The organism is Enterococcus sp. MSG3290 (assembly GCF_050555565.1).
GTDB lineage: Bacteria > Bacillota > Bacilli > Lactobacillales > Enterococcaceae > Enterococcus_B > Enterococcus_B faecium.
This window is the reverse complement of the sequence record NZ_CP187862.1, coordinates 553064-573966: the sequence shown is the minus strand read 5'-3', so window position 1 is coordinate 573966 and position 20903 is coordinate 553064. Positions and strand designations below refer to the sequence as shown.

The following is a 20903-nucleotide window of genomic DNA, read 5'->3' as shown; positions in this document are numbered from 1 at the left end:
TTTTTTAATAGGAGCCTGCATATGAAAAAGTATTTTATCATAGAAGATAACCAGTTTCACAGCGAATGGATCATCAAAGAATTGGTCAATCATCATATCGAGAATATCGTGCAGCTCACTTCTGTCTCTCAAATCAATCAGTTGATCCAGTTGGGCACTATTGATAATCACGATGTTTTCTTTATCGATATCGACTTGAAGCAATCACTCACAGGTATTGATGTCGCCGAACAAATACGTAAAAAAAATGCACATAGTAATATTGTTTTTTTCACCGCTTATACGAATTTTGCAGTAGAGATCATCAATCGGAAAATCCTTCCGATTGGATATATCAGAAAAGACAGGAATTTATCTGAACAAATTCGTCAAGTGCTAGAACAGATCAATTGGAAAGAACAGCAGATCGTAAATGTCGATAAAATCTTTATTGATCAAAAAGGTGGAAGTCTCGTCCTGTATCCTCGGGAAATTTTATATATTGAAAGTATCAAAGGTTTGAAAAACCAAGTTATGGTCAAAACAACTACAGAAGATAAATTAGTGAATACTTCTTTAAAACAATTGAAGACAGAGTTGGAAAAGTATGCTTACTTTTTACTATTAAAATCTTACTGTATCAACTTATCGCAATTGCAGAAAATTGATTCTGCTCATTATGTGTTAGAATTTTTCAATGGTGACTCCTTACTCGTTGGTCGAAAGATCTTTGAAAAGACAAAGGAACGTTTCCATGACTTCCAAAAAACTGCTTCGAGTTGATGAATAAGAGCTGAGACGTAAGCATAGCAGATTTCAGGGAGTAGGCCTTGAATCGGCTCCACTCCCTGAAGTCATTGATTTGATTTTACGCTTTCCCTTCTGTAGGAGCATCTGTTAACGACCATGTGAATGTTGAAACGTAGTTGTCTACGGCATAATTGGATACAGGAACAAATAATTCCACTGATTGTCTCCCTTGTTCCACATTCTCTCCTAATGAATAAATCCATGTGCCAATCCCTTCATTTGCTCCTGCAGTTACTAGATCTACTGCCTGATCTGCTGGGATCTCAATTCCTTCAGCGCCAGTACCAGAAATAGTAGATGGCGTTCCACTGCTATTAGTTGCGCTATTTCGAATCACGGCGTTTTTGAATTTCACCTTTGAACCAGTTAGTTTATTCGTATCAGATGTTGTACCAATAAATTCTGTTCGTTTGACTGATAGTTTCCAACCGGCATAATTTCCGCTTTTATCCGTTACTTGTACGAAATTCTGTACTTGTGTTGCTGTCCCTGTACTGTCCGTTCCGTTTTGTAATGCAGCATATACTGTTTTTGCTGTACCTAACTTGATTGTTCCAAAATCAAGATCTGGAGCTTGGTCAATCGTCAGTAATCCGGATGTTCCCTGATTTGGTTCGTCAGGTGTAAACGGCGTATCGGGATCATTTGGATCAACAGGAGGAACTGGAACAACGTCTTCAGGATTTGCGGCATCTGGTTTTGTTACAGAAATCGTTCCTTCTGTAGTGGCTGAGCTCTTATTCTCAGCAAAAACACTTTGTGTACATAATAATAGACTTCCAGCTAGAACGGTACTTAATGCAATTGTTTTTTTCATTTCTTTTTCCTTCTTTCTTTTAAAATAAATAATCCAGCAAATAAGCCAATAAGAATGACTCCAACAAGTATCAGCCATCGCCAGTCAAATGTTTCTGGCTGATTTTTTAAATCAATATCCTTTTCATTCAATTGGTCCGCTGCATCATCAGTTATTTCAAAATCGGTATGGAGATTCCAGCGTTTTTCTTTCCAAGCACCCTTCACAACCGCTTGATAATGTCCCGGAGCTAATTTTTTTCCTTCTAATGGGACAAGTAAATCAAAATTTGTATTGGGTGCTACATCTATTTTTTCTTTTTTTATTGAAAGGTAAGGCTCTTTTGTTTCTTTTTTGTAGATTTCAACCGATGTAGTCAAGCCGAACATATAAGAAGCATTTGGATTTTGAAGATTCGCCTTAATCACATTTCTTCCATCGCTTTGATCCGCATAAGCTTTTTTTAATTTCAAATCTGGGGAAGACTCTTTTTCGCTATTTCGAATCAAGATCGCTTTCACTTGAGAAAACTGATTGACGACACCAACTGTACTTTTGTTAGAAACGTTCTCTTTTTTTTCTTGAAACGTGATCCCTCCTGCGACCACACCAGCCAGCTCTTTTTCTGGCGCTTTCAGTGAAAGTGTCTCAGTGACCGCACTTTGAGGAGGAACAGTTATTTCTCCCACTGTTTTTGCTAAGTTTTTCATATCATAACTTAATGTTTCATCTAATTTACTTTTTGATTCTCCATATTCGATCACACCGTTTGAATTCGTCGTAGCGGAGTGGATCAATGTCTCAACTATTACTGATTTATCTGTTCGGTTAAAGACCGTGTAGGGGATTTCCTGTGTTTTCCCAGGCTCCATCCTTACATTTATATATGTTTTGTTCTTATCAATCTGATTAGCCGGTAATTCAAAATCTACCGCAAAATTGAATTCGGAGGCATGGACAGGTGTCTGCCAAAGGATGAATCCAAGGAGAAGGATCAGAAGTAAAGAGCAGTTGTTTCGATGACTTTTATTCCATATTCGATTCATCAATCATCCTCCTTGATCTTTATTCTGTCGGCGCATCTGCTAATGTCCATGTCATCTCTGCTGAGTAATTACCAGCTATCTGATTTTCTTTGGTTAAGACAAGTTTAAACGCCCGACCGTTATTTAAATATTCTGAATAATCTGCTTGCACATTCGTTGAATTTTGTCCTCTGACAATTTCCAGTTCTTCTTCATTCACTAATTGATATTCCTCAGCTTTCTTGAAATATAGGACATCCTGCATAGAAAATCCTGCATCGGTTGTGAAAGGCTGAGATAATTTTATCGTTAAGATCCATGGACTTTTTGTTTCTCGCTGATCATAAATCCATAATTTTTCCTGCCCATCCATTTGGCCAAATGCTTCTTGCGTCAACCCAGTTGCTTTGATCTGACCAAAATCGAGTTTGGAAGGGGCAAGAAATGAGAGACCACCTTCTACTACGATCTTCGTAGCAGGTGCAAAAGGCGGGGCATCATGATAAACAACTGGCGTATCACTTGGATTGTGATTCCCAATTTCATCGTTGGTACTTGGCTTGTTCTGCACACCCTTAGCAGCAGCTTCTCCTGCTTGGTCGTTTAATACAATTTCTAATACATCTCCTGCAAAAAGTTGATTTTCTGGGATAGAAAGAACAAATTTCCCTGTATCATCAATAGTTGTTTCGGACAAAACAGCTTGATTTTTTTTCAATGAAACCAAAGCTCCTGCTTCACCTGTACCTGTGATCGTGCGAGAAGCTGCATTGATCAATGTGGTACTTAATTTAGCAGGTTCAGGAGGAATCACATCGACTGTCGTTTTGGCAGAGTCCAGTTCTGTCACTTCTTGGCCGCCTCTTACTTTTTTAGCAGCAACTACTTGCACTTGATCCCCCGTTGTTAGTCTTTCTTCGTTGGGTACTTGAACTTCAAACAAACCGCCTTGTTCGCCTTCTCCCCACGGATTATATCCTGCCCCTTCATTTTCATCTGTTTGTCCTTGTGTGAGAGCAGTAATTTCTACAGGTGATTTCGTCGTATCTGCATAAGTAATACGTAAAGTCACTTCTACTTCGCCTGTCCAAGCATCTCTTGGCTTTGCCTCGACACCTTCGGGAACAACGACATGCCCATAGATTTTTTTATCTGCATTCGTTGGTACTCTTAAGGATTCAATCATCGGAAGCTGGTTATTGGCACTGATTCGATTATAATTTTTCATTCCGGCACCTGTCTGAGCAAATTCATTTGTTAAACCTGCACTAGGGCTTGATACAAAATTACCTAAGTCGGTTCCATTGATCGATAAGTCTGTCATATCAGAAAAATAATCCGGATCTTTTTCAAAGTTATCGAACGTTGCTCCTGCCTTTCGCCATAAAGCAATTTCTGAATGAGCGATCTTCAAAGAAGAATCGCCATTTCCTTGAAATACCCAGCCACCTATGCCATTAGTCTCGCTTCCGATCCGTTTGTTTTGGAAATCGAAATAGGTAGGAGATTCTAAGTCTACATTCAACACATCCCCACTGATGATGCCAGTCTTATCTTCCCCAGTTTTCCCGACCATGACTAAATAAGTTTTTTCGCCAGCCATAAAGTTCAAATCAATATCTCCAGTTGTATCTACGGTAGCTCCGGAATCTGCGCGTATATCGATATTTGATTTTTCTCCAGTAACCGTAAAATCAGCTGACCCTGGACTTTCTAGAAAACCAGAAGCGTCATAAAATTGGATCGCTTGGTTTCCTTGATTGAGTCTGTTCACATAAGATTTGCCATCCCCTGCATTTCTTACCTTCAATGAGCCTCCATTAGTTACTGTTAGTTTTTGCGTACCGTTCTCAAAACGAACTGCGCTAGAGCGACCACTTTGCTTATCAATATCGATGACTGATCCGGCTCCTTCTACGATCAAAGAAAGTCCTTTCCCTACAAAACGCATCCCATTGTTTCCAGGCTGGTCGCCATCTCCAGCCATTTTGACCGAGATTTGTCCACCACTTGATACATGGATTTGACTAGAATCTCCTTGCAGGCGAAATCCGCCAGTAGTCGCTGTATTGATTGTGATTTTCCCATCATTCGACACAGCGACTCTTGATCCTGAGCCTCTCATTTGGATAATTCCGCGATTGTTGTCGTTGGTAATATTGATCTTTGTATTTACCGAAAATTCACTTCCTGAGCCACTGACTTCAAATGTGACATTCCCGGGTAGCGTATCGACAGCCTCTCCTTCATCGCTGACGCCATCTGCCCGATCATAGTCAAGAGAGACCTTTGAACCACTCAAGATATGGAGTCCTGGTGCTGTTTTTCCACTGCCCGTCTCATCACCTGAATCTAGAAAACCATAGAATTTTCCTAGATATGGTCCATAAAGCTGACTACCATTGATTACATTTAGCTGATAGCTTCTACAAAAATAAGCTTTACCCGGAGCGGCATTCATCCCTTCTTTCACTGGTTGGACATCCAATACACCGGAAACACCATCTAATGTGACAGTTGCCCGAGGGGCGTAAATCAGGCCTAATTTAGAACCATCATATAAGTCAAGTGTCCCGGTAAATTTTATTTCTCCCGTAAAATGATATCTGTTTCCCCAAAAATCGGACATATAAGCAATGATAATGGCATTTCCATCGATATTTGGTATCAACCCACCTGGATGAGCTGCCGTTCCTTTAAAATTCTGAAACTCGATCGACTGAGGTGTCTCATTGATATAGATGTGATGTGTGCCGAAATTATGAGCAAGTCCGCCAAAATCGATAACGATATCTCGCTTGATCTCCAATTCCTTGTCTAAAGTCAAAGGCTGAGTTAAACGAATCTTAGCTACTGATTCGTCTGCGAGAAGCTGCGTCAGTTCTTCTGTTGTGGCAGCTTCGCTGTACCCATCCGCTGAAACAACTCTAACCTGTACCTCTTCACTGCTATCAGACGTTTGTTCAGCTACTTCTGAGGTCTCACTTGTCTTATTTTCTTCTTGCCTTGTATTAGAAGTAGGCGCCTCACTTTGGGATTCTGTAGTTTCAGAAGTAATTGATTCTTCTGAAAAAGTAGTCTTGTCAAAACTTTGATTCTCTGATTGCGTTGATTCGCTTGTTTTCTCTACATCGGCAAAAACGGATGTCACCATCAAGAGAGGGAAGACAAACAAAATCGACGCAATCAGCTTTTTTACATATTGATTCATTCTCCACCATCCTCTCTGACGTTTTGACAATTTTATTTTAACGTTTTAATTTATTTGTAATTGTACTTTCATATTTAAAATATGTATTTTTATGGCAAATTTTTCTGTTAGGTGAAAATTTCTTTTTTGTACAAAAAAAGGCTGTGACAAAAGTCTTGTCACAGTCCCTTATTCCGAACAACCGATGTCCTCCTGACAACTCTTCGGTCACAACCTCCATTTTAACAATAAACCTGTAAATGTGAGGGTAACACTTTGATTGTCACAGGTAATTTATCCCCTTCATCCCCATCAACATTCGTCGTCAATTCTTCCTCATCAGCTAATGACACAACTAATTGCTCACAAGTAAGATAGGCTAGATTTTTCGTTGATTCATCTACTCCTTTTAATAGGTCTGGCAATGTTTTAAGCGTATCGATCAAAGAAGAATCTTTTAAATAAACCAAATGGAGCTTACCATCATCCACTTTTGCATTTGGAAGTAATGTTTCAAAACCGCCGACTGAGTTAGTTAGTCCTATCAGCAAGGTACTGCTCTCAATTTCTTCCTTCTTTCCATCAACTTCTACGTGAAACGAGTAGGATTGTGTGGAAGCTAACTGTTTGATTCCTGACATGAAATAAGCTAGTTTTCCAAATTTCGTCTTCTTCTCCGCATCTACATCATTGATTGCTTCAGGGATAGAGCCAATTGCGACGACATTCATAAAATAGTCGTCATTTATTTTTCCAATATCCAATGGCTTGACTGATTCAATCGAAAAATGATTGATCGCTTCCTCAGGTTCTAGCGGTATCCCTAATGCTCGAGCCAAGTCATTCACCGTACCCAATGGGAAAAATCCGAAATTTGGCCGATGTTCTTGTTCAGCGATTCCACTGATTCCTTCGTTGACTGTTCCATCTCCGCCCATGACAAACACACTATGATACCCTTCCGTAGCCGCTTCGCGAGTAAAGTTTTTTGCATCCCCTGCTTTTTTTGTATGCAAGACGACCACTTCATCAAACACCGATTCCAATTTTGCTATCGCTAATTGCTCAAATTCCTTTGCTTGTTCACCGCCTGAACTGGGGTTTACCACTAATAAAACTTTTTTCATCACTTTCTTTCCCTTCTCATTGATTTCTTTAATATAACGATAGCATAAAGAAAAAAATTAGGCTGTGATGAAGTACTGTTCATGAAACATTCATTTATTTTTTGACAAGATAAAACACCCATACTATGAAACTGAGGAAAATTAAAACAATGATATAGGAAATAAAAGAAAATGATAGGCATTGTATACCTAATAAAGTAAAAATCTTAGGTGGCAGATAAAAACACAAAAATAGCAAGAGAATGTAATAGCGTTTCTTCCACTTTTTGTTATCAGACCTTATAGCGATCAGAGGAATACCAAATGCATAACTGAAAAACTCTTGATGTACTGTTAATATGTCACGACCTTGAATAATAAATGCGACAATCCCCGCTATAATTAGTGTGCCTAACACCAAAACGGAAAACTGATGAATATATTTTATATACAAATGATCCATTGTACTTCCTGCCTTTTTATTTGTGAGAAAAACAAATCCGTATACGTGAATAACTTCTAGAAATAAAAGAAATTTGCAAAACCACTCCATTTATCTACTTCTACGTGCATTTTTTGATATTGTTTTCTTTATTTAAGATTATACAGAAAAATATCTAGGGTCGCTGGATTCTAAGTAAAAAAAATTTTTAAAATAAAAAGAACTAAATCAAGTAGTAATTAAACTACTGTTGATTTAGTTCTAATAAAAAGATTTAGATGAACAGTTTTATTGATTTAAATAGTTCATATTTTTTATTTATACCGCTTATTTACTACTTGCTGTACTAGAATCTGAAGTGAATGTACTCAAAACATTTTCAAAGTCTTTGTCTTTGATTTTTACATTAGCGTCTTTCAATACTTCGCCAATTACTTTATTCTGGAAGGTACTGTCACTTAATTTTGTGTCTGTTGCAATTTCTTTCAATTCTTTTTTGTATTTATCCATGTCGTTGCCTTTGTTTTGGTTTTTCACCATTTTAACCACATAATATTCCGTAGTATAAGTTGAAGCATTGGTAGAAGTGATCACATCAGAAACTTGACCATCTTTCAACTTAAAGGCTGCTTCTTTGACTTCTGCCGGAACCGTTGTAGTAGTGGAATCAAATTTCACTTTTCCGCCATCTTCTTTTGTCGTAGTATCAGTTGACTTGTCTTTGGCTAATTTAGAGAAATCGTCTCCCTTATCAGCAGCTTTCTTCACATCTTTTGCATCATCTTCACTTGCTACTTGGATAATTTGAGCTTCCACTTCTGGATGGAAAGATTCCCAAGCCGTTTTTAAATCTTCATCGGTCAATTTGATATGTTTCTTTAGACCTTCTTGAAAGGCTAGGCTTTGTTTGATACTGTCTTTGAATGTTTGTTCTGTGTAACCTGCAGATTTCAATTGTGAATCAAATGAATCACCCAATTGTTTCTTTGTTTGATCATATTGGGAATCGATTTCTTTGGTTGATACGTCATCTCCATATTTATCTTCAAATACTTGATAAACGATCAACTGTTGCACAGCGGAATCTGCTCCTTGCATTTTTTTCAAGCTATCCATTACTTCTTGTTCGCTGATTGTACCGCCTTTATAACTAACGGCTGTTTTTTCACCGGCATTCGTACAGCCTGACAATAAGCCAGTGCCTAGTACGATGGCAAGTGCTAAAAATCTTTTTTTCATTTATCAATTCTCCTACTTTTCGTTTTTTGCGAATTGCTAAAAACAAAGGTGTTCAAGATGAAAATCATCAAGAACACCTTTACTAATCTGCTCGATACGTCCTGAATAGATATAAGGCTACACAATCCAGAAAGTTCGCTCAGCAGAATAAATGTCAAGTAGCACATCACACCTTAATATACTACTTCTTTTGTTACCGTTTTTCAAGTCTATCTTGCGTTCCGTATTTAACGTAACTAATTCTTAGAACAAATGTTATCGATTTTGTTTTTCTTCTTCCGCTGCTGGGATATTCAAATCAGACACTTTTATGTTCGATTTTCCAGACATTTTTTTGTTGTTTTTATTAGAAAAAGTTTGTTTTTTCATTTGTTTTCTAAAGCATGATCTTCTTGTTTCCTATTTTGGTCAGATATGGATCATGCGTGACCACGATAACTAACGTACCTTGGGAAGCTTGTTGCGATAAAATTTCAACGACTTGCTCCTTATTTCGTTTATCTAATGATCCAGTTGGTTCATCGGCTAAAATGATTTTGCTATTCTTCAATAAGACTCTCGCACAGGCGATTCTTTGCTTCTCACCACCAGATAATGTGTAGATAGGCGTACTTAGTTTCTTGTTTATATTTACTTTTTTCAATGCCTCATACTTTGCTGTTCGCTTATCTGAAACATTTAAATTCGAAAAATTCAATCCAATATCTAAATTAAAATCGATTGTTTCATATTCAATCAACCCAAAATCTTGAAAAAGAAAAGATATGGTATTTCTTTTTATCAAGCGCTTCTCTCTTCCAGTTAATTGTTTCGTCTCTTGATCGAACAAATAGAATTGTCCTGAACTGAACTGATCATTCAATCCTAATATATTCAATAACGTACTTTTACCTGCTCCACTTTCTCCAACAACAGTCACAAGATCCCCAGCATCCGCAGTGAAACGATCCAAATGAAGAATCGTTTTGTTTCGAATGATTTTTTTCGCACCTTTTATCACTATCAACGGCTCCAATTGTTAACCTCCATTCATCAGCAATAACTGACTTTTCTTTTCTGTAGACAAAATAAAAACAACTGAAAGAATAAAATCAATGAAGCTAAAGAAAAAAATATTAAAAAGATATTTAGGCTCTCTTTCTATAAGAAAAAGGAAGATTACACTTGTCGTTCCCCATTTGATGAGGTTCATCATGAAGAAATCTTTATACGTTTCAAAGAGCGAATAACCACTTGAACGAAAGATAGCGACTTTCCGACAATTGTAGACAAAATATATGCATAACATGACATAGCTCAACAAGAAGAAAGAAAAGAAAGTGAGTAAAAATATCTGTATCAAGTAATGAAATGATCTGCTTAACACTTTGACAGCTATCTCTTCAGTCTGAGTATACGGAAATGATAACTGCAAGTTATCACGTAACTGACTTTCTTCAATCCGCTCAAATAACCTTTCTTTCGACAAAGAGCCTATCTTGATCTTTAACGGTGGATAGATTTCTCCGCTGAGAATATTTCTTTCCCAATACGTACTGTTTTTCAATGTCAGTATTTCAACAACCGGATAATGTTCGATCCAGGGGATAGAAGGAATAAATGTATAAATGGGTTGATTGTTTTTTATAAATAGAAATTCCGGTTCTTTTTCACTGATTTCTTGATAATATTCTGTTATTTGCGCCAGGTCATTTTTTAAATCTGTATGTCTATATCGTTCAGGGATCAATATAACAGGGTGCGTTTCTTCTTCGGTTATTTGGATCAACCTTCCAGAGACATCAATCAAAGGAAATTTCTTAAGATAATTCAGATTTATTTTTATCCCTCTGCCAAACTGTTCGTTATCTTCATTCAAGTAATCTGATACATTGACTAATATACTTCCGTTTTTATTCAAAGTTTCATATAATTCCTGATCTGCTGCTGATGCAAAACGATTGGAATAAATAAAATCCACGTGGTTTTTCCCGATGGTTACTGGATAAAACACATAATAGTCTTCATCAGCGATTTCTTTTGGAGGTTCATGGGAAACAGCTAACTGTGAAGAAGAAAAAACGATAGTTGCTAATTCGACATTGGCAACGGTCAAAAGAAGAGAAAACAACAATCCAAATGTAAAAAGAATGTATTGGATATAGTTGAACGCTTCTCTTAACGAAGCGATTTTTTCAACTAATAAAAGAGAAATCAAAGAGATACCATATATTCCGCTGAACAAGAAAACGTACATCTGGAACAAATAAAGAAATTGCTCCTTATAATACATAAAAATAAAACCACCAATGATTCCTGCAATTATGAATGTAATAATGATTTTCTTTTTCCCCAATAAACACCACAATACTTGATGTAATGAAAAGCCATTATTCAATAATAAACTGATTTCTTTATTCATCAATAAGAAAAAGGATGATAACAAAAGGAATAAAAGAATCAATCCAATAGTTAAATACACTCGATAATTATATACGTCTGTACTTGAAATAACCGAATACGAATAGCTATTTTCAAAGTCTTCAAAAATATTAGTCGCATAATCAGTGTGAAATGCTTGATTGAATCGATCAGTGAATAGTGAAATGAACCGTTCATAGGCTTCTTTTTCTCTCGTCATCAAGAAAAATTCACCTTCAAAATCTTTTATTTTGATCGATTCTTCAATGGACGTTACGCGAAAGGAGGTATTAGAATAGGGTACCTTCTCGTGAGAAGATTTGACATCCCCTTGATAATACAATGTCATTTCAAGCTTTGGCTGTATCTTGAAGTTCCAAGATGTATCTACTTCATTGGATTCATTTACTGTTTTTTTCATATAAGAAAGCTCAGTTTCTGATGAGACATTTTCAAATACCATGATTAGCTGCTCATATTCTTCTTGCCCAATAAAATGTTGTGGCAATCGAATCGGAGTATAAGTATCTGTTTGATGGAAAAATTCATTTGTCCGATAGAGTACCTGTTTATTTATACTAACCAAGGCAAAACCACTCATGATACCGGTCACTATGATTGTGAGTAAAACTGTGAACTTTTTTTTGATTATCACCACTCTCCCTTACTTAAATGATTCTTTGATAAAATCATACCGTTTTTCATCAAAAAAACGTATCTATCAAGTGTATAGGTCATGTAGAATAAATCTATATACTGTAGAATCGAAAGGAGAAGAAGATGAACATCGGAGAAAAAATACGAACTTACCGCAGAAATTGTAACCTTACGCAAAAAGAATTAGGCGAAAAAATTGGTGTTTCCGATAAAACGATTTCTAGTTGGGAAAATTCTCGTACAATGCCAGACCTTGAAATGCTGTCACTTTTACATCAGACTTTAGGTCTGCCGATTGATTTTCCTTCTATTGAATCAGCTACCGAATCAATAGAACCAACATTGCCAGACGAACCTCTTGTTAACAAGAAATCTTATTCATCAAAACAACCCTTCTCACTCAAAAAGACACTATCTTTCTTTCTGCTCGTCTTTTGTTTGGTCTATCTTTTTCTTATCAATTATCAATACAAAAATGAAACGATTGATCGATTCAATCCTTTTTTGAAACCACAAATCGGCTATACCACACTCCCTGTAGGATACGTGGACAATTCCATCGAACATTGGGTATGTAATGATATCTTTGTCCATGGTACATGGCTGTCTTTTCACGCTGGAGAGGTAGAAAAAGAGAAAAACCATGCTGTAATCAAACACAAAGGAAAACACGTCATGAACGTTCGCCTGCTCTCTTGGGAAGCCATTCCCTCAGATTACCAAGAAATCCTCAGCCAAGACTATGACGACGCCTTAAAAAGAACCCCTCAGGAGCCAGATAGGCATTAAGTAAAAAGATGAGTGTGAAATAGGTAAAAATGGTTATTCAACCTATCTTGAACAGTTGTTTCTATACTTATGGAAATTAATCTTATTGAAACTAAAAATCATGGTTGACTGTAAGTATAACGATTCCTAAAAATTAGATTTTCGATCTAACTTTTAGGAATCGGTTTACTTTCTTTGTGTAAAGGAATGTTTTATTATGAATGACTTTGTAACCGTTCTCTTTATAACTGCTGATGTTTATGATCGCTAAGAATTACTTCCCGCCCATGACAAATCCTTCCTCGAAATTTTTATTGAGGAGAATATAAATAATTATTGTCGGGATGGATGCAATACCGCAAGCTAAAAGTACTGCTGGTGCATTTGTCGTTGCACCACTAGGACCATTTAATTGTGATAAAACAGTCATGATAGGACGTACATTTCCTGATTTGCTAAACGTCAAGCCAAATAACAAATCATTCCAAACAAAGGAAAATTGGAATAGAAACAATGCAGAGATGGGAGCTTTAGCCATTGGAATATAAATTTGACAAAAGATCTGAAAGTCAGAAGCTCCGTCGATTTTTGCCGCTTCTCCTTGTTCTTTATCTATAGAATTGAAAAAGTTTCTTAACACAAATGTGCAAAATGGGATAGAGATTGCTGTATAAAAAAGGATCAATCCCATCTGTGTGTCATATAACCCTAAGTTGGCATACAGCCTGTAAACTGGGACTAGGTACATTTGAAAAGGGAAAATCGTTCCGCTATAAATCAAGATAAACCAGAAAAATCTCCCTCTTATGTTTAATTTCGTAATCGCATAAGCAGCTAAAGCAGCTAACAAAATAGCTACTGTGGAAGAAACAACCCCATACAATATACTATTTATGAATCCTTGTCCAAATGAAACCCTCTCTGAAATAAAATCAAACGAGTTAGTAATTGAAATCCCTTTAGGCCAGTCCCAAAAATTCCCTTGATTGTATTCCGGACCTGATTTCACTGCATTTACTAAAGCAAACGTAAATGGAAACATCCAAATAAATCCTAAGACACATAAGATAAGATTAGTTAATTTCCCATTTGATTTATTCACTCTTCCCATACTAATCCTCCTTAAATGTCTGTCTCAAATAAATCACCGAAATCGCTAATACAATAATAGAAAGAACAACTGCAACTGTTGAACCATAGCCGTAAGAACCGTTAGCGAATGTTTCCTTATACATCGTCACTGCAAGCGTTTCAGAAGAGCGGTACGGGCCGCCTCCAGTCATCAGCCAAATACCGTCAAATGTCTTGAAACTATTGATGATTGCCATCAGTAAAACAATAATTAAAGTAGGTTTCAATAATGGTAATATAACATATCGATACAATTTGAATCCTGAAGCTCCATCTAGTTTTGCAGCCTCTACTGGTTCTGCTGGTAAATTACTTAATCCTACAATCAGTAAGATCAAGTTAGTGCCTATTCCCTGCCAGACACTTGAACCTATCATGACAAATGTATTTACATAAGGTATCCCTAGCCAATAGGTGGTAGTTTCAGTCAAACCAACTGTCTCAAGTAATTTAGGTAGTCCGTAATTCGATAAAAGCGAGGTCATAATCAAGGCACCAATTGTAGGCGAAACAGCGTTAGGTAAATAGAATATGTTTTTAAATGCTGTACCCCAGCGACTATTTATAACCATTATTGCTAATACTAATGGGATGATGACAGGGATAATTAATGCTGAAAAGACCCATATTAACGTATTAAGTAAAGACTGAATAAAATAACCATCGTGGAATAAACGTATATAGTTTTCTAATCCGACAAATTGAATATCCGACAATCCATTCCATTTAGTAAAGCTCAAGCTAAAAGTAAAAATAGCTGACATGATAAAGAACACTGTAACTAATAACGCTGCTGGTAGTACATAAAAATACGGAACAATTTTTTTGAATGATAATTTATTTTTTCTTTTAACTAGATCTGTTTCTTTGATCTTTATTTCCATAGTTGTTCCCCCAATCAGGGATAGGGTTTGTCTACCCTACCCCATATCTTTACCCGTCTTTCTCGAAAGCGCTTGTTATTTTTCAGTTTTTTCCCAAGCTTTTTGAATCGTCTCTAAACTTTGATCGACTTGTGCATTTGTTGGATTAGAAAAAATTTTCCAATATTCATCAATTGAAAGGTTGACGATTTCCGGTGTAAACTGCTCATAATAACGTAGCTTCAAATCATAGTGTTCTGAGTCATTTACTTTTTCAACAAGTGATTTGCTGATAGGATCTTCAAAAGAGACATTTGTTACAGCAGACATCCCTGTCTTATCAGCATATTCTTGTTGAACGTTTTCTTTAAAATATGACGTTAATACTTTTTTCGCATTTTCTTTGTTACTGCTATTTTTTCCAACTACTAGAGGGGCAACTTCGTAATAAATCGTCCTTTTTGATTCTTCTTCTTCACCAGGTAAAACAAACATATCCATTTGCTTTCCAGAAGACATTCCGTATTCATCATTCAGACCTGTTAACAAATTTGTCGCCTGATACATCATCGCAGTTTTTTTACCAGCAAAATCTTTTACCTGATCCTGTTGAACATCTGAGAAATACCCTTTATTTATCATTTCACACCACTTATAGAAAATATTCTTGATACGTTTATCCGTAAATGGAACTTTTCCAGCTGTCCACTCCTCGTATAAATCTGGGTCTATACTTCCCATCAACGCTTGGGGCCAACTAAACGACTGCCAAGTATTTCCGATACCGATTGGTACTTCCCCATTCGATTTCAAAGTTTCACAAATCGTTAAAAACTCGTCTAAATTTTTGGGGGCCGATAATCCATACTTATCAAAAATTTCTTTATTGTAAAATATACCATTATATATCACATTTAATGGTGCGCCGTATACTTTTCCATCTACTGACAGTGCATCTTTGATTTGATCACTCACTCCCTCATCCACGTACAGATCCCACTGATCTGTTAAGTCCTCTAGCAAGTCATTTTTTACTAATTCTTTTAATTGACTTCCTGTCCACCACGTAAAGAGTGCAGGTGCATCTCCACCTTGCAGTGATTGTTGGATATTCGTCTGATACGCGCTCAGATCCGGCGTGTTGATAAACTTGACCTTCAATCCAGCTTCTTTTTCAAGGATTGGCACAAAAGTTTTAGAGGGACCCGTACCTTGTCCTTTATCATTCAAAACTTCTACTACTTCTGTGTTGTTATCAGCAGATTTTGAATCCGTCCCTTTTCCACAACCACTAAGAAAAAATAATATGGATAGAAAAGCAATACTTAAACTCCATGTTTTTTTTATAGACATTTTTTCTTCCCCCCATTTTCTAAACCGAGATTCCAATGATTCCTTGCGAGAATTCCTCCAGCTTATCTCTTGCTTCTTTTTGGTCAAAGATCTTATCATAGTAATTTAGTGAATAATCAAATTCATAGAATCCTCCCAAATCAGCTTTGAAATTTGTTTCCCAGAAGTTATTCATGATCCAAGAATAAGTAACTTGAGTGTTTTTCCAAGTGGTACTTTCATTTGCTAGCTGGATTTCATGAAAATCCAAATCACCATATGTCAGTAACGGTGCATCTTTGCAATTTACAAATAATGTTCCTTTTTCCGATTCAGAGATCCAACCATTTTGTGTAAGATAAAATTCCATATTTGTATCTGGAAGCTGATCAATCCCTGGACGAATCAGACAACCTGTTTTATCTATCCATGTTTTGGAATTTGGTAATGAAAATGGTAGCGATACATACAAGTTTTCTGGGGCCCACACACTTTCTTTATGCAGTCGTATCGTAGCGTCAATCCTTGCAGTAGTTTTGAAAAATTTCATGTAGACAGCGTATAGTCGTGTCCCCTCGAGTTCATAATCAAATAAGACACTCGTGAAAATCTCTCCATCATCTAAAATCCGAATGTCTTTGAGTACTGCTTGACTTCTTTTTGCAAATTTTCCTTTTCTGTTCCTCCCCATCAATCGTCGTTCCTCTACTGGATCTTGTCGAATCGGTGTTACTTCGTAAACACCAGAAAATGGTGCGTAAAGCATTTCATCATTTATGATAGAACATGCATTTTTCTTTAACTCCAAATGAGAGATTCCCATAGGATACTCGAATACGGTAGAAAAGTAATCGTTTTCAACACCGTTTATATTTGCTCTGTTTTTTTGCTGTTTCTCTAAAATATCCTGCACTCCTTCTGATCCTTCAATCAAGGACAAGTCATATAATTTTTGCTTTTCAGGTTTGAAGATTACTTTTATGTTTTTTTCTTCTTTTGGTTCTAATTCTATCCAAATTTTGACTTCTGTGGCTCTTGCAGTCTTCATAGCTTGTGTTAATAGCTCTTTACCAGTTTCCTGATCAACTGCTGACAAACGATGAATATTTTTTTCATCGATATAGATATCCTCCACATTTTCCCAATGTTCAATATATACGGTAGCCATGTCTACTATTTTTTGATTATGGGGATTGATGATCTTAAATCTTTTTTCTCTGTTGGGACGAATCGATACTTCTCCATGTTTTGCTAATATTTCATCTAAATGAAGAGAAGCGGCTACACTTGCTTGAGTGGCATATCCTGTTTTTCGATATTCCAGTTCATTGACCAATGTATTCCACGGTTCAGATATCGAGGAGGAATAGCCCCATGTGTGTTCTGCATACATTATTAAGTTGTCTTCAGCTTTATGTTTTTCATTCGTGATTCCAGTTAACCCATCTGGATCCAATTTTTCAGCTAATTGATACTTTCGTTGTGCTTCTTTATATATTTTCGTTGCTGCTGGTGTCGAACCGACACCGTCTGCCCACCAATCATTCCAATCGCCCGAATAAACTGGTAAGCCTGTTTCTTTTTCTGCTATTTTAAAAAAGTCATTGAGCGTGATCATTTGTAGAAAAATTTCTTGTCCATGTTTTTCATTCCATAAATTAATTGTATCCATCAATTCGCCATTTGCTGGCGCATTGTCGGTCAGTACACCGGAAATCATCACTGGTACATAATCAAACATATAATGATCTGCTTTTAGTGAATGGACATATTTAAATATACGTTTTTCTGTTATTTCAAATTGATTCGTTTGATGATCATCCATGAATTCGTCTTTCAAATGATACGTAAATCGTGTGTTAGGAATCAGTAAAAATTCATTTCCTAACATGTAATGTCCACCATTCCAAACAAATAGTTCTTTCCCATCTGGTGTTTTCCACTTAAATGGTCGCTGCTGTCTTCTTAATGGAGATAATCCGTGATGTCCATGTATGCAAGAAAACAAATTTTTGATTCCATTATCATAAAGTGCAGAAGCATACCCCCAACTATATCCATTGATATCCGCAGTCATTGCTGAATTACCTTTGAAATCGATTTCTCTAGCCCATTCCTTTCCTTCTTGTAATTTCTTACGCAAGATCTGATCATCCACTAATTCCGTCAAATTCAAATAATTTAAAGAAACATCGATTTTTTTCTCTTGAATCAAACGATAAAATTCTGTTTTTTCATCAGATGTAGCTGATTTCAGAAAATTTTCTACTTGCCAATAATTTTCACAAGTCCATCGGAAGCCTTCCCAGTTAGGATGTGATCCTGCTTCAATTTCTTTGTTCATATTTATTACTTGTTTGATAAAATCAACATGATATCTTTCAATTTTTTCTTGCCGATCGGTATATCCGATATCTGTATGCGAATGCGAGATAAGATACATAGTAAATTTTTTTGCCATCAATATATCCTTCCTTCTTTTTTCAATTTGAATAGTCCTCTGATTGTCGTAATAGAAGTATTGTCAGAAACTCTTAATTTGACTGGTTCATTCGTCATCCTCAATTTTTCCAGGATGCCCTTTTTCATAAATTCAAAACTTTTGCTGATTTGCCCACCAAAAACGATCTCACTTGGCTGGAAGCTTTCAATGTATGGATATAATGCTAACCCGATATTTTGACCAAATTTATGGAATACTTCTAGTGCTTGCTCTTGATTTGAAAGTGCATTTTTATAAACCTCTTCAATAGAAATAACTGAACCGTAGACTTCTTTAATAATGTTCGTCACTCCTCTTGCAGAAATATAATCATCTATGATACTTTCCTTGAAAGGTTCCTTATAGATCATCCCTGATTCTGGTATTCCTTTACTGTCCTTGATGATTCGCTCATCTTCAATAAAAGTAGACCCACAGCCTGTCCCAATCGTTATATATGCTCCTCTGTTGTTAGTTGGCCGATAAATTTGATAGCCTCCAAAAGCAAAGGCTACAGCATCATTGAATATTTCAATAGATATTGTTGAAGAATAATCAATGAACGTATGTTGTTTTATTTCTTCTTCCAAAGCCATTTTTACATTTTGTTGATAAAGAGAGTCGAATTTAGCCAGATTTTTTATTAAACTAATTCCTTCCTCATAATCAAAAGGTCCTGGAAAAGCTAATACAATTGATGTCAACAATTTATTTTTATTTACTACTTGTTTGTATAAGTCTTCGATAATACCTGCAAAATTTTTGATGATCCCCTTTCTTGTTTGAGATGCTTTCGATTCATAGTAATTGATTCCTTCAATCAATTCTTTTCCTGTCTCGTCAAAAACCATTCCTTTTGTAAATGTCCCTCCGACATCTAAACAAATCGTTACATCCATTTGATTCTTTCCCCTTCTTATTTGATAAATGCTTTCATCACTATACACGTCTCTTTATCAACTATTGGCCGAATCACGTAGTTTTTGATATTCTCTGGAATAATAAATGTTTCTCCGTAATTGATTTTTAATGGTTCAAACGTCTCAGCTGTACTTTCAATAACTATTCCCTCTCCTTCCACAAGATTTAGCATATTTACACTGCCTTCAGTCGTCTGCTCAATCGGTACACAAAAAGTAAGCCTGTGAGTTTCGATTGGTTCCAATGGATGAAGACCAGTCCGCTCTATATGGATATTTTCTGTAATAGTTAGATCAACTACTTGATTAACGAGTTCTGAAAAAACTCTATTAGTTTTCATGCTCTCATTGATCACTTGTTTCCCATGCTCAATATGGATAGGACGAGGAATTCCATCTAAATCTACTCTTTCCCAATCCCATAATTTAAAGGTAAATCGATTAGGCGTGGCACTTATTTCTAAAACCACGCAGTTTTCTCCGCTACAATGGATTGTCCCAGCAGGAATCAAAAAGTGATCATGTTTTTTTACTTTGATTTTATTTATATATTTTTCGACATCTAATCTTCCAGTGATGCGGCTTTCTTCTAATGCTTGGATAAAGTCAGGCGTTCCGACTTCTTCTTTTAATCCTAGATAAATATAGGCATCTTCTTCACAATCCATAATGTAGTAACTTTCATCTTGGGTGTACTTCAACCCAAATTTTCGATAAGCATAATCAAGAGTCGGATGGACTTGAAGGCTTAGATTCCCACCGGCCATCGTATCCAAGTAATCGAATCGGATAGGAAAATCACTGCCAAATCGGCCAAACACTTTTTCTCCTAATATTGAGACAGGGTAAAAAAGGACAAGATCATTTCCTGGCACTTCAAAAGTTACGGTCCCAATCTCAAAAATCACACTATTTTCTTCTGGTACACCATCAAAACACCATGCTAGATTGACCTCTTCTTTTCCTACATCAAACTTTTTCTGCATCCATTTACCACCCCAAATGCCTGGTTCAAAATATGGGACTAAACGAAACGGTTGATTACTAAAATGCCTCAGAGCATTGTAATAATCTTTTGTTTTTATCATTTTTGGTGTATTTTCTTCATTTAAATCGATTAAATATTGACTAGAAGGAAGAACTAATTTTTTACGTTCGTCAGCTGCCGGCCATTCAAAATAATAAGCTCGTTTGACTTTTTTTAAAAATTCTTCCTGAGCATTGTCTGCTTGCCAATTCTCTGCACCTGCTTTGAGCTTTAATTGGATATTTCGCTTAGTCAGATTAGCATACACCACCATATCAGCATCAATTAGTTCCGCAGCTCCTACGCCAATCAACAATACGCGATCAGCTTGATTCAAACTTTCATTTTTTTCCTTTGCCAAAAAATCTAGAAATGTAGCATCTGTCAATCGTCCAAATACTCGATCATCTGTTAATACTTCTGTTAATTTTTCCTTTATTTCATTACTTGATTGGTAAAACTGATTCGTTGTGGTTATAAATAAATCTTCCATTTTAAGTGCTCTGATTTCATGTGCTACTTTTTCACTATCTATTCCTGGATAACATTCTAAAGCAATTTTTTTCGTTTTCTTATCTTTCAATAATTCATTAATTATTTTGGTATACCCGGTAAAAGTGCTTATTTGTTCTTTCAAAATAATCCTAGGTCTTTTTTCATACATGTCATTCACCCTTTGTCTTTTTATCATAGCAATAGTATAATTCTAATTGTATGCGTTTACAATGCTGTTTTA

16 protein-coding genes are annotated in these 20903 nt (G+C 36.2%); 2 read left to right on the top strand and 14 right to left on the bottom strand.

Annotated features, from left to right (window positions below; translation table 11 throughout):
* Window positions 1-21: 21 nt before the first annotated feature.
* Complete coding sequence (locus tag IGL31_RS02635) at window positions 22-762, top strand: LytR/AlgR family response regulator transcription factor (RefSeq protein ID WP_002291154.1); 741 nt, start codon at window positions 22-24, stop codon at window positions 760-762.
* Between the two features lie 85 nt (window positions 763-847).
* On the opposite strand, the gene IGL31_RS02630 is transcribed toward IGL31_RS02635, so the two are convergent.
* The 8 genes from IGL31_RS02630 to IGL31_RS02595 all read right to left on the bottom strand — a co-directional run bounded on the left by IGL31_RS02630 (window position 848) and on the right by IGL31_RS02595 (window position 11642).
* Window positions 848-1606: a WxL domain-containing protein gene (locus tag IGL31_RS02630; RefSeq protein ID WP_002291155.1), complete on the bottom strand. Its 759-nt coding sequence runs from the start codon at window positions 1604-1606 to the stop codon at window positions 848-850.
* Window positions 1603-2631: a DUF916 and DUF3324 domain-containing protein gene (locus IGL31_RS02625; RefSeq protein ID WP_010727451.1), complete on the bottom strand. Its 1029-nt coding sequence runs from the start codon at window positions 2629-2631 to the stop codon at window positions 1603-1605. Before IGL31_RS02625 ends, IGL31_RS02630 begins: the two co-directional genes overlap by 4 nt.
* A gap of 19 nt (window positions 2632-2650) precedes the next feature.
* Complete coding sequence (locus tag IGL31_RS02620) at window positions 2651-5821, bottom strand: Ig-like domain-containing protein (protein ID WP_086299859.1); 3171 nt, start codon at window positions 5819-5821, stop codon at window positions 2651-2653.
* A 221-nt stretch (window positions 5822-6042) separates the two neighbouring features.
* A complete protein-coding gene (locus IGL31_RS02615) occupies window positions 6043-6927 on the bottom strand; it encodes a diacylglycerol/lipid kinase family protein (RefSeq protein ID WP_002291161.1) in 885 nt (294 codons plus the stop codon).
* Window positions 6928-7021: 94 nt separating this feature from the next.
* Window positions 7022-7459, bottom strand: a complete 438-nt coding sequence (locus tag IGL31_RS02610) for a hypothetical protein (protein ID WP_002321308.1) — start codon at window positions 7457-7459, stop codon at window positions 7022-7024.
* 216 nt (window positions 7460-7675) lie between these two features.
* Complete coding sequence (locus IGL31_RS02605; protein WP_002288548.1) at window positions 7676-8587, bottom strand: peptidylprolyl isomerase; 912 nt, start codon at window positions 8585-8587, stop codon at window positions 7676-7678.
* A 376-nt stretch (window positions 8588-8963) separates the two neighbouring features.
* Window positions 8964-9602: an ABC transporter ATP-binding protein gene (locus tag IGL31_RS02600; protein ID WP_086295095.1), complete on the bottom strand. Its 639-nt coding sequence runs from the start codon at window positions 9600-9602 to the stop codon at window positions 8964-8966.
* A gap of 3 nt (window positions 9603-9605) precedes the next feature.
* The gene (locus tag IGL31_RS02595; RefSeq protein ID WP_086299860.1) at window positions 9606-11642 is read right to left on the bottom strand and encodes a DUF1430 domain-containing protein; all 2037 of its coding nucleotides are present in this window, start codon (window positions 11640-11642) and stop codon (window positions 9606-9608) included.
* A gap of 125 nt (window positions 11643-11767) precedes the next feature.
* On the opposite strand from IGL31_RS02595, the gene IGL31_RS02590 reads away from it, so the two are divergent.
* Window positions 11768-12433: a helix-turn-helix domain-containing protein gene (locus IGL31_RS02590; protein ID WP_010727444.1), complete on the top strand. Its 666-nt coding sequence runs from the start codon at window positions 11768-11770 to the stop codon at window positions 12431-12433.
* Window positions 12434-12686: 253 nt separating this feature from the next.
* Here the strand turns inward: IGL31_RS02590 and IGL31_RS02585 are convergent, their stop codons facing one another.
* The 6 genes from IGL31_RS02585 to IGL31_RS02560 form a co-directional block, all read right to left on the bottom strand.
* Window positions 12687-13523 carry a carbohydrate ABC transporter permease gene (locus IGL31_RS02585; RefSeq protein WP_010727443.1) on the bottom strand — a complete coding sequence of 279 codons (837 nt, stop codon included), beginning with the start codon at window positions 13521-13523 and terminating at the stop codon, window positions 12687-12689.
* 1 nt (window position 13524) lies between these two features.
* On the bottom strand, window positions 13525-14427 hold the full coding sequence (locus IGL31_RS02580; RefSeq protein ID WP_010727442.1) for a carbohydrate ABC transporter permease: 903 nt from the start codon (window positions 14425-14427) through the stop codon (window positions 13525-13527).
* A 75-nt stretch (window positions 14428-14502) separates the two neighbouring features.
* Window positions 14503-15759 (bottom strand): ABC transporter substrate-binding protein, encoded by a 1257-nt coding sequence (locus IGL31_RS02575; RefSeq protein ID WP_179189378.1) that lies wholly within the window; start codon window positions 15757-15759, stop codon window positions 14503-14505.
* Window positions 15760-15778: 19 nt separating this feature from the next.
* Window positions 15779-18199 (bottom strand): hypothetical protein, encoded by a 2421-nt coding sequence (locus tag IGL31_RS02570; protein WP_086299862.1) that lies wholly within the window; start codon window positions 18197-18199, stop codon window positions 15779-15781.
* Complete coding sequence (locus tag IGL31_RS02565; protein ID WP_010727439.1) at window positions 18199-19119, bottom strand: ROK family protein; 921 nt, start codon at window positions 19117-19119, stop codon at window positions 18199-18201. The genes IGL31_RS02570 and IGL31_RS02565 overlap by 1 nt, the downstream gene beginning before the upstream one ends.
* 17 nt (window positions 19120-19136) lie before the next feature.
* Complete coding sequence (locus IGL31_RS02560) at window positions 19137-20831, bottom strand: class I mannose-6-phosphate isomerase (protein ID WP_010727438.1); 1695 nt, start codon at window positions 20829-20831, stop codon at window positions 19137-19139.
* Window positions 20832-20903: the final 72 nt, after the last annotated feature.